9 protein-coding genes are annotated in these 10,653 nt (G+C 51.0%); 7 read left to right on the top strand and 2 right to left on the bottom strand.

Translation table 11 applies throughout. From position 1 onward, the window contains the following. The first annotated feature begins 134 nt into the window (after positions 1 to 134). From H6A34_RS11705 to H6A34_RS11690, 4 genes are all read left to right on the top strand, one after another. Positions 135 to 1,643: an oligosaccharide flippase family protein gene (locus H6A34_RS11705; RefSeq protein WP_239480864.1), complete on the top strand. Its 1,509-nt coding sequence runs from the start codon at positions 135 to 137 to the stop codon at positions 1,641 to 1,643. Positions 1,644 to 1,736: 93 nt separating this feature from the next. Then, complete coding sequence (locus H6A34_RS11700; RefSeq protein WP_205105667.1) at positions 1,737 to 3,359, top strand: RluA family pseudouridine synthase; 1,623 nt, start codon at positions 1,737 to 1,739, stop codon at positions 3,357 to 3,359. Between the two features lie 177 nt (positions 3,360 to 3,536). After that, positions 3,537 to 4,094, top strand: a complete 558-nt coding sequence (locus tag H6A34_RS11695) for an NUDIX hydrolase (protein ID WP_205105666.1) — start codon at positions 3,537 to 3,539, stop codon at positions 4,092 to 4,094. 372 nt (positions 4,095 to 4,466) lie between these two features. After that, complete coding sequence (locus tag H6A34_RS11690) at positions 4,467 to 5,375, top strand: DNA-methyltransferase (RefSeq protein ID WP_205105665.1); 909 nt, start codon at positions 4,467 to 4,469, stop codon at positions 5,373 to 5,375. A 12-nt stretch (positions 5,376 to 5,387) separates the two neighbouring features. Here the strand turns inward: H6A34_RS11690 and H6A34_RS11685 are convergent, their stop codons facing one another. Together H6A34_RS11685 and H6A34_RS11680 are read right to left on the bottom strand one after the other, a co-directional pair. After that, positions 5,388 to 6,353, bottom strand: coding sequence for a MamI family restriction endonuclease (locus H6A34_RS11685; protein ID WP_205105664.1), 966 nt, complete (start codon positions 6,351 to 6,353; stop codon positions 5,388 to 5,390). 14 nt (positions 6,354 to 6,367) lie between these two features. After that, positions 6,368 to 6,589, bottom strand: a complete 222-nt coding sequence (locus tag H6A34_RS11680) for a helix-turn-helix domain-containing protein (protein ID WP_205105663.1) — start codon at positions 6,587 to 6,589, stop codon at positions 6,368 to 6,370. Between the two features lie 523 nt (positions 6,590 to 7,112). On the opposite strand from H6A34_RS11680, the gene H6A34_RS11675 reads away from it, so the two are divergent. From H6A34_RS11675 to H6A34_RS11665, 3 genes are all read left to right on the top strand, one after another. Beyond that, on the top strand, positions 7,113 to 8,021 hold the full coding sequence (locus H6A34_RS11675) for a helix-turn-helix domain-containing protein (protein WP_205105662.1): 909 nt from the start codon (positions 7,113 to 7,115) through the stop codon (positions 8,019 to 8,021). Between the two features lie 130 nt (positions 8,022 to 8,151). Further along, positions 8,152 to 9,024 (top strand): helix-turn-helix domain-containing protein, encoded by an 873-nt coding sequence (locus tag H6A34_RS11670; protein WP_205105661.1) that lies wholly within the window; start codon positions 8,152 to 8,154, stop codon positions 9,022 to 9,024. Positions 9,025 to 9,268: 244 nt separating this feature from the next. Beyond that, positions 9,269 to 10,576: an acetylxylan esterase gene (locus H6A34_RS11665; RefSeq protein ID WP_205105660.1), complete on the top strand. Its 1,308-nt coding sequence runs from the start codon at positions 9,269 to 9,271 to the stop codon at positions 10,574 to 10,576. The last annotated feature ends 77 nt before the right edge of the window (positions 10,577 to 10,653 follow it).

Genomic DNA, 10,653 nt, shown 5'->3' with positions numbered 1-10,653 from the left:
GACCGCCTGGATTTTGCGAGGATGTCATGTGGGTAATGGTATGCGACCGCCTGACTTGCAGGTTGTTGTCATGTTCCTGCCGTGCGGTTGTGTGGCGGCACTCTTTTAAGTAGCCGGTGTAATAATATTTTTGGATGATTGTCGTTAATACATTAATGAACGACAATGAAAAAGACGGCAACAGTTACGGCCATGTGCTGAAATATACCGGCATATTCGGCGGCGTGCAGGGCCTTAATATACTGATGGGCCTTGTGCGCAACAAGCTCGTTGCCGTTATCCTCGGCCCCGCCGGCATGGGTCTGGTGTCGCTGTTCAACACGGCGGCCAACTTCGTTTCACAGGCAACCAACCTCGGTCTGTCGTTCAGCGCGATACGTAATCTGTCAGAACTCTTCGACAGTGGCGACCAGGAGCGTATCGTCCGCTTCGTAAAGACCGTCAGGGCGTGGAGCCTCGTAGCCTCGCTGCTCGGCATATTGGTGTGTCTCGTGGCGTCGCCGCTGCTCAACCGCTATATGTTCGACGGCGAGAGCCATACTCTCGAGATAATGGCGCTCGCCCCGGTGGTGGCCATGACAACGTTCGCGGGTGGCGAGACGGCCATCCTCAAGGGCGCACGCCGACTGCGCGAGCTTGCCCGCATACAGGTGGTTATGGTCGCGGCGCTGCTCGTTATATCTGTGCCGCTGTATTATCTGTTCGGTGTCGGCGGAATAATACCCGTTCTTCTGCTCACCGCGTTGGCCAATCTCGTGTTCACGATGCGCTGCTCGTGCTGTCTGTATCCGTTGAGGCTGCGTGGCGCTTCTGGACTTTTGGGCGAGGGGATGGGCATGGTGCGTCTCGGCGTTGCTTTCGTAATGTCGGGCATTTTCGGCAGCGGAGCCGAGATGGTGGTGCGCTCTTTCCTCAACACGGCGGCCGACCTCGGCACCGTAGGACTGTATAACGCCGGCTACATGCTTACCGTCACTTACGCAGGCATGGTGTTCTCGGCTATGGAAACCGACTATTTTCCGCGCCTTGCGGCCGTCAACCATGATACGGCGGCCGTCAATCTGGCCGTCAACCGGCAGATAGAGGTGTCGCTGCTCATCATCGCCCCCATGCTCGCTTTCATGCTTCTGGCCCTGCCTGTGCTCATTCCGCTGCTCTTCAGCGGCAAGTTCGCCCCCGTGGTGGGCATGGCTCAGGTGGCCGTATTGGCCATGTACGCCCGCGCAATGATGTTGCCCGTGGCATACGTGACGCTCGCCAAGGGGCACTCGAGGGCATATCTGGTTATCGAGGGAGTGTCGGCCGTGGTACTTACGCTGCTTGTTATAACATGCTTTGACCGTTGGGGACTGTGGGGAACGGGACTTGCCGTGACCCTGTCAAACGTGGTCGACCTGCTCATCATCCTCGTCTACGCCCGTATGCGCTACCGTTACGTGCCGTCACGTCAGGTCGTTGCCGCGGCCTCCGTGCTGTTGCCGCTGGGGCTGCTGGCATATTTCTCGACATGTTGTGGGGCAGTGTGGCTGCGCGTTGGCGGCGGACTGCTGGCCGCTGCGGCCAGTCTTGTCGTGTCGCTGGCCGTGCTTTCGAGGAAAACCTCACTTAAACAGAAACTTAAAAACAGATTAAGGCGCAAATAACCGGACGCCTGACTGGCGGTAAAAAGGTGTTTACGGGGCATTGTTTAGCCGTTCCCGCTTTCACGTTGTGCCGTCATTTATTATCTTTGCACCATGTTGACAGAATTCCATCCGTTACATACCGACCTGCCAAGGCCGTGCAAGTTCACCAATCCTTTCCACTATGAGCCGCACCCTTTGTGCCTCTTGGCGGCGCAGGAGGTACAGGCTTATATCTCGGCTGACGATGGGTTGCGCGCCGATGCCGACCGAGGCAAGATGTTCGGGGTGCTCGTCGTTGAGGCGGACGGCGGCCAGTTGGGTTACCTTGCGGCATATTCGGGACTGCTTTGCGGCACTAACGACCATCCGTTTTTTGTCCCGCCGGTGTTTGATGCGACACAACCCGACGGCTATTTCAAGACCCATGAGGCCGATATAACGGCTATTAACAGGCGCATTGACGGCATTCTGCATTCCGACGGGTACGTTGCAGCTACGCATGAGTTGGCTAAGATGAAGGAAGAACACATGGAAATGCTGAACGACTACAGGCGGCAGATGAGCCAGGCGAAGCTCAAGCGTGAGGCGAAACGGCGCGTAGCTGAACATATTACGCCTGAAGATGAGGCGGCGATGATACGTGAGAGCCAGTTCATGAAGGCCGAATACAAGCGCCTGAAACGGCGATGCGCCGACGAGGCGGCACCCGTTGAGGCCAAGGTAAATGGCTATGAAGACGAAATATCGGCGCTAAAGTCAGGGCGCAGGCAGATGTCCGACGCCCTGCAACGATGGCTTTTCTCGCAATACTCCATGCTCAATGCCCTCGGAGAGCGCAAAGACCTATGCGCCATCTTTGTCGAAACGCCGCAGCGTGTGCCGCCGTCGGGAGCGGGAGACTGCTGCGCTCCAAAGCTGCTTCAGTACGCTTACCTCAACCGTATGCGCCCCGTGTGCATGGCGGAGTTCTGGTGGGGCGCGTCGCCGGCGGGCGAAGTGCGCCATCACTTGCGGTATTATCCGGCGTGCCGGGGCAAGTGTCTGCCGATACTCGGCCACATGTTGCAAGGCCTGGAAGTTGAAAATGACGGCCTGGAGCCTGCTGTTACGCCGCTGCTTGAGATTGTCTATGAGGACGAATGGATTGCGGTGGTCAACAAACCGTCGGGAATGATGACCGTGCCGGGGCTTACCAAGGGCACGTCGGTGCTCGAAGAGATGCGCCAGAGGTTCCCCGACAAGCCCGGGGCAACGCCCGTCCACCGTCTCGACATGGACACGTCAGGGCTTATAATAGTAGCCCTTGACATGGAAACGTACAAGAAGCTCCAGGCGCAATTCGCCCAACGCGAGGTACGCAAGCGGTATATCGCCCTCTTGGACGGCGTGCCCGACTGCCCGGTACACGGCGAGATAAGCCTGCCTTTGCGTTCCGACCCGCTCGACCGACCGTATCAGAAGGTGGATTCCGCCAACGGCAAGGAGGCCGTAACCGAATACCGCGTTATCGAACGGGAAGGAGACGTCACGCGGATAGCCCTCTTTCCGCATACCGGACGCACCCACCAGCTGCGCGTTCACTGCGCCCACCATGACGGATTGGGTGTTCCCATCGTAGGCGACCGCCTCTACGGACACCCCGGCGGCCGTCTCTGCCTGCACGCCGAGGCCATAACGTTTACCCATCCCGTAACGGGCAGGACGATGAATTTTGAACGGAAAGCGGAGTTTTAGTAGACGAGTAGATTTGTTCAGTAGACGAGTAGACAAGAGACGAGCAGACAAGGAGATTTGTCTTGACGGCAAGGCATTTGGCTATAACTTCTTTAACTTCTCTAAATTCTCTAACTTCTTTCATCCAATAACTTCTTTAACTTCTCTAAATTCTCTAACTTCTAAATGAAAAGACATATGGAACGAGACATGAAATGGAAAACGCTCAAGAGCGAATACATAATCCGCCGGCCGTGGCTTACGGCCCGCCGCGACACTGTTCAGTTGCCCTCGGGCGTGGTGAACGACGAGTACTACGTGCTGGAATACCCTACTTGGGTAAACGTAATAGCCGTAACGACAGGCGGCGACATGGTGTTCATACGCCAATACCGCCACGGACTGGGCCAGACGGACATGGAGATTGTGGCCGGAGTGTGCGAGGAGGGCGAGCAGCCCGAGGCCGCCGCACGCCGCGAATTGCTCGAAGAGACCGGCTACGGTAACGGTTCGTGGAGCGAGATAATGACGGTGTCGGCCAACACGAGTACGATGAATAACGTTTGCCACTGCTTTCTCGCCGTTGACGTGGAGAAAATCGGCAACCAGCATCTCGACCGGACGGAGGACATCGAGGTGCACGTCATAAGCCGTTCGGAGGCGTTCATATTGTTGAGCCGTGACATGATACGCCAGAGCCTGATGGCCGCACCGCTGTGGAAATACTTTTACGAGCTGCGCCTCGGCCTGCGCTGAGCGCTCGATAATACATCCCCTGTTCATCGGTAGATTATCCCTCGTTTTCCAATAGACGGCCTTTTGCCTTCCGAAAGGCCGTCAACGAGGCGCTGAAATGCCGCCTTTTGCAAGCCAAAAGGCGGCATTTCGCGAACACGCTGATTATCAATGATATACGCAACAGCTACGTGCGGCCTTAAAAACGGCCCTTGAAATACCGTGAAATTGTAATATTTAAGTAACCAATAAGACTCATGTTTACGTAAAATGTTGTACCTTTGCAAAACGGATTATTTGTTCGTTGGATGTATTTGTTTATTCTTTATTATAGTGTAAGCGTGTTGATTTTTCGTTCATGTCGTATAGTTCCACATAGTTTAAAATATTTTTATGAAGACTAATATTTGCATATTAGGTGATTGCGTAAAGGAGATGGCGTCACTGCCTGACGGTAGTGTCGATCTAATCGTTGCTGACCCGCCTTATTGGAAGGTGGTAAGTCAGAAGTGGGACTATATGTGGAAGACGGAGAGAGACTACGTTGAATGGTCATTGTCATGGATTAAGGAGGCAGCAAGGGTGCTTCGTGTTGGTGGCACTTTCTATTGTTTTGGGTATTTCAGGACGTTGGCCTTACTTGTTCCTTATCTTGACGACTTTGGGCTTGAGTTGCGCCAACAGATAATAATAGACAAGGGCATGAGATCGGTAAGCGGTCGGGCTACGAAGAAATATAAGATTTTTCCAAATACGACAGAGAGTATTTTGTTTATGATAAAGGACAATAAGAGGTTTGTTAAGGACTTTTTAAAGTCACGACAGAAAGTTCTTGGTCTTACGGCAAAGCAAATTAACGATTACCTTGGTGTCAAGTCAAACGGCGGAGGTATGTGGAGCATTTATACTGGCAATAATATTTGCGAGCAGTTTCCCACTGAGGAATTGTGGAACAAGCTGTCGGAACTTTTGCATTTTAATTGTTCTTACACAAAGGTCGCTCAAACATTCCATCCACAGATGGGTGTTACCGATGTGTGGCGTGACATTGATTTTTACAAAGAAAAGCGATATCATCCAACCCAAAAGCCACAAAAGTTAATAACGCGCTTAATCCTTGCAAGCAGTAATGAGGGTGATGTAGTGTTAGATCCCTTTGCTGGTTGCGGCACGACTCAGCTTTCCTGCATCCAGACCGGCAGGAAATATATAGCCATTGAGATAAATGATGAGTATCATTGCATGGCCATTTCAAGGATAGAAGAGCTCGTGTCGTACTTTGACAAGAAGCTGGTACTTTAGTTTTATGTGGCCTTATCTGCGGTAATGGTTCTTTTGTCTGATTGATACAATCTTCCTTAGTGGAATTATTCCGCGCAGTTTTTCGTCAAGAAAAGGTAGTATAGACTTTTTTCCTGCAAAGTTCATCTGTAGAAATTCGTGTTCGGTTACATTCTGTGAGAGTAGCGGCCTGATATCATTTTGAAAGTCGGCAGTAGACAATAGAATCTCCCATTCATTTTTCTTAAGTAAGGAGGTAGGCATGGGTAGTGTTTTTATATTGTTTCCTCGCTCACAATCAGGTTTTACATACTGGTTTATCTGGATATGAGGATCGGTGTCAATGTTTTTTATTAAACATTGGAATACGAGTAAGGGATTGCATTTATAGAACTGGAACGACCATGGATGAAGGTTCATCGGGTTGGTTTTTCCTCCTTCGTTAGCTTTCGGACGATATATATTCCAATAATGGTTATCAAGCAGTTCGTTGAAAACTCTCATCCGTTCTTCTTTCGGATATATTTCGAAAGCCGAGATGCGTATATCTGAAAAGTCGTTGTTGTCGAATCCTGGATAATCCATTAGCAACAGCAGAATTCTGTCAAGATTATGGTATTGGTTTAGTTCGTATTCGTCTCTGACAGAAAACAGCCATTTGCTATCGTCCTTCCTGTCGATATTATTGCTGCCGCAATTAGGACATGTAGAATCATGTCGCATTACTCTAATTCCGCAATTATTGCATTTGTCTGCTTGATCAATCTTGTTACAGGATTTTACTTCGGTGCCGTCTGCAAGGTCATCACCACGTGCGCCGCTCCTTGTTCCGGATACACCAGTTATAAGCGAAGCCATGTGCTGTCCTATGTAGCCTATCTTTGCGGCTGGTGTCTGGTTTGTTATTCCTGCCCAATATAGCAGTGCCTGTCTTGGGGTTATTATTATGTCATTGATGAATTTGACAATCTTATTGATGTTGTCATCAATAGTTATCATATTTCTTGCTGGTATCATATGTGTTGAAAGTCAAAAAGTTCTTTTATTTCTATGTTCAGTCCATTTGCTATTTTAACAACAGTGTCTAATGTCACGCTTTTTTCTCCACGTTCTATTGTTCCCATGTATGCACGGTGTATTCCACAGCGGAAAGACAGTTCTTCTTGTGTTATGCCCGCTTTCTTTCTCAATGCAACAATTCGTGCACCGAACATTTTATTGATATTATCATTCATTATTTTGCAAAAATATGAAATAAAGATAACCCTTGTAACTATCTTTAGATAGTATTAGTGTCTTTAATTTAAAAAGATTATTAAATTTGTTGTGTATTTTTAAGGTTTGCTTTCTTTGTGCTTGTTTGTGGAAAGATTATCAGGAGTATTTAATTTTATTATATCTCTGATATGGTATTTTGTAATCTCGTTTTCCAATAGACGGCCTTTTGCCTTCCGAAAGGCCGTCAACGAGGCGCTGAAATGCCGCCTTTTGCAAGCCAAAAGGCGGCATTTCGCGAACACGCTGGTTATCAATGACATACGCAACAGCTACGTGCGGCCTTAAAAACGGCCGTGCGGGGCGGTAGAAATGGCTGTCACGCGCTGTGGTAATGGCAGTATGCCTGCTGTTGATATGCCTGAAAATGTAATAAAGGTTGCAAAATCCGTAATTCATGTACGGCGGTTGACGGATATAAATCGTATCTTTGCACCGGAATAGACAATGGGGTTTATTCATGCGAACAAAAACGTGACGACTATGGAAGAGATATTCAGAGTTGACTCTATCGACGACTACAACAGGGCCATGGGGCTCGAGACGCGGCACCCGTTGGTGACGGTTGTCGACGAGAACGACGTAAAGCAATTCCCGTTCAAAGGCGAAGTGACTTACCAGTACGGTGTCTACGCCCTGTTCCTGAAACAGACTTACTGCGGCGACATAACCTACGGGCGCATGCCTTACGACTACCAGGAGGGTACGGTGACGAGTTTCGCTCCGGGACAGGTGGTGAAGGTGAATTTCAGGCCTGGCTTCACGCCGAAATCGCAGGGCCTGCTGTTCCATCCCGACCTTATCCGCGGCACGTCGTTGGGGCAGGAGATGCGCCATTATTCGTTCTTCGCCTATTCGGCGCGCGAGGCCCTTCATCTGTCGGAACAGGAGAAGGCGATATACAAGGACTGCCTCGACAAGATAAGGATAGAGCTTGAACGCCCGATAGACGGCCACAGCAAGAAGCTGATTTGCCGTAACATCGAGCTGCTGCTGGATTATTGCATGAGGTTCTACGAGCGCCAGTTCATCACCCGCAAGACCGTCAACAAGGACATTCTGACCAAGTTCGAGGAGGAGCTCGACGGGTATTTCGAGGGCAACACGGCCGCCGTCAACGGGCTGCCTACGGTGAAGTATTTTGCCGAGAAATGCTTTCTGTCGCCCAACTACTTCGGCGACCTTATCAAGAAGGAGACCGGCCGGACGCCCCAGGAGTACATCCAGGGCAAGATAATCGACATTGCCAAGGAGCAGTTGCTCGGCACGGCCAAGACCATCAACGAGATAAGCTATGCCCTCGGCTTCCAGTACTCGCAGCACTTCAACCGCTACTTTAAGCGCAACACGGGCATGACGCCTAGCGAATACCGCAAGGAGGAAAGCAGGTAGACGTGTTACGAGCAGGCCAGGGACATGCTGACGGTGGCGGAACTCGGCCTGGCAGCCACGGATTACGTCCGTAATGTTGGTTCCGTTACACTGCGTTTGTCAAATCACTCCTATTAAATCACTTGTAAAAATGCACAATATTGCCGACCCGACAAATTTCGTCTGCGAATGCAACCGCGCTTTCCATAAGGAGACATTGCACCCGCTTGTCAGCCTCATAGACATGTTGGCCCCGTGCGTCGGCAGCCAGGTCAAGACCGACTGCTACGCCGTTGTGTTCAAGCATCGCGCCGCCGACAGCGAGAAGTACGGGCGCAGGTATTACGACTATTCTGACGGGACATTGCTGTTTGTAACCCCGTCGAAGAAAGTCGACCTCGCCACGGCCGACGGCAAAATGCTGATATTCCATCCTACGCTCATCATGTACACCCCGTTGGGAGCCCGCCTGAAGGAGTTTTCGTTCTTCAAGTACCGCCCGGAGGAGTCGCTCCACATATCGTGTTGCGAGGAGAAGGTCATCAACCGCTGCCTGGGCTGCATCAGCGACGAGCTGTGCTGGGGCATAGATGAATACAGCAAGACCATCATCTGCAACAGTATCGAGCTGTTGCTCAACTACTGCCGCCGTTTCTACACGCGCCAGTTCATCACCCGCCACAATGTCAACGTCGAGGCGATAGACGAGCTTGACAGGCTCATCGACAATTACTTCACCTCCGGACAGGCCGCGGCCCATGGGATGCCCACGGCGGGCCGCTTCGCGCCGCGCCTCGGAATGTCTGCCGAATACGTTAACGACATGCTCAAGAACGAGACCGGCAAGACCGTGTGCGAGTACGTGCAGCTGCGCCGCATACAGCTTGCAAAGGAATTCCTGATGGCTTCCGACAGGTCGGTAGGCGACATATCTGCCCTGCTCGGATTCTCTACGGCAGGCTGCTTCGCCACCGTATTCAAGAAAATCACGGGCTGTACGCCTGAGGAATACAGGAGAAATTAAGAGTTAAGAATTAAGAGTTAATAGTTGGGAGGCAGGAAATTTAAGAGTTAAGAGCCGGAAAAATTAAGAATTAAGAGTTAAGGATTAAGAAAATATGCATTGCCGTTTTATTCGGCATATCGGGCTAATTACTTCCATTCTGCTTATTGCCCATTACCCCAACGATGCACATTTTCTTAATCCTTAACTCTTAATTCTTAATTATTTCACTATCTTTGTACCTCGAAAAACAAATCATTTAATCATGAAACGACTGTTATCATTACTGCTTATGGTCGTTGCCGTAAGCATGGCCGGCCTTGCCGAGAACTATCCTTACCGTTCAGACTATCTGTGGGTTACCGTGCCCGACCATGACGACTGGCTCTACCGCGCAGGCGAGAAAGCGCGTGTAGAGGTGCAACTGTACAAGTACGGCATACCTCAGGACGCCACGGTAAACTATGAAATTGCCGACGATATGCTCGCCGCAGACCGTAAGGGCGAGGTCGTTATGAAGCATGGCAGGGCGGTGATAGACATGGGCACGAGGAATACTCCCGGCTTTCGTGACCTCCGTCTGTCGGCCGTTGTCGACGGAAAGAAGTACGTTCATCATGTAAAGGTAGGCTTCTCGGTGGACGAAATACGTCCTTTCACCCGTGAACCGGCCGACTTTATTGACTTCTGGAACAGGAACATAGAGGATATGCGGGCCGTTCCGTTGAGCTATACGAAGGAAAAGGCCGAAGAGTATTGTACCGACAAGATAGACTGTTACCTGCTGAAAATACGGTTGAACAAGCAGAACCAGAGCGTCTACGCCTACCTTTTCTATCCAAAGAACGCGCAGAAAGGCTCATGTCCGGTGGTGCTTTGTCCGCCGGGAGCCGGCATAAAGACCATCAAGGAGCCGTTGCGCCACAAGTATTATGCCGAGAACGGTTTTATAAGAATGGAGATGGAGATACACGGTTTGGACCCGAGATTGCCCAAAGAGACGTTCGACGACATAACAAAAGCGTTTAACGGGCGTGAGAACGGATATCTGTATAACGGGCTGCAAGACCCCGACCGATATTACATGAAGCGCGTTTATCTCTCCCTTATACGCTGTCTTGACCTGCTGACGGCACTTCCCGAGTGGGACGGACGCAACCTGATAGTACAGGGCGGGAGCCAAGGCGGCGCGCTGGCAATCGTCGCCGCGGGGCTTGACCGTCGCGTAACGCAGTGCATAGTCAATCATCCCGCGCTGTCGGACATGGCCGCATACAGCGCCGGACGTACCGGAGGATACCCTCATTTCAATAAAGTTGATGGTATGTTCACCGACCGGAACATGCGCACTATGGCGTATTACGACGTGGTGAACTTCGCCCGCCACGTCACCGCCGACGTCTACATGACGTGGGGTTACAATGATAATACATGCCCGCCGACCACTTCATACGCCGTGTGGAATACCTTTACGTGCCCTAAAGAGGCATTAATCACGCCGATAAACGAGCATTGGACGTCTGACGATACGGAGTACCGGCAGATGGAGTGGGTGTTGAAAAAGCTCCGGTAAGAGCTTTTTCTTAAGAAGTTAGAGAAGTTAAAGGAGTTAACGCTCACTGCGTTCGCTAAGTAGTTAAAGCCATTACC

It is taken from the genome of Marseilla massiliensis (genome assembly GCF_016899855.1).
GTDB lineage: Bacteria > Bacteroidota > Bacteroidia > Bacteroidales > Bacteroidaceae > Prevotella.
This window is presented reverse-complemented; position numbering and strand designations above follow the sequence as displayed.

Bases quoted from the DNA above. Each gene is read 5' to 3' on its own strand.
- H6A34_RS11705 (WP_239480864.1), top strand. From the start codon at position 135: ATGATTGTCGTTAATACATTAATGAACGACAATGAAAAAGACGGCAAC.
- H6A34_RS11700 (WP_205105667.1), top strand. From the start codon at position 1,737: ATGTTGACAGAATTCCATCCGTTACATACCGACCTGCCAAGGCCGTGC.
- H6A34_RS11695 (WP_205105666.1), top strand. From the start codon at position 3,537: ATGGAACGAGACATGAAATGGAAAACGCTCAAGAGCGAATACATAATC.
- H6A34_RS11690 (WP_205105665.1), top strand. From the start codon at position 4,467: ATGAAGACTAATATTTGCATATTAGGTGATTGCGTAAAGGAGATGGCG.
- H6A34_RS11685 (WP_205105664.1), bottom strand. From the start codon at position 6,353: ATGATAACTATTGATGACAACATCAATAAGATTGTCAAATTCATCAAT.
- H6A34_RS11680 (WP_205105663.1), bottom strand. From the start codon at position 6,589: ATGAATGATAATATCAATAAAATGTTCGGTGCACGAATTGTTGCATTG.
- H6A34_RS11675 (WP_205105662.1), top strand. From the start codon at position 7,113: ATGGAAGAGATATTCAGAGTTGACTCTATCGACGACTACAACAGGGCC.
- H6A34_RS11670 (WP_205105661.1), top strand. From the start codon at position 8,152: ATGCACAATATTGCCGACCCGACAAATTTCGTCTGCGAATGCAACCGC.
- H6A34_RS11665 (WP_205105660.1), top strand. From the start codon at position 9,269: ATGAAACGACTGTTATCATTACTGCTTATGGTCGTTGCCGTAAGCATG.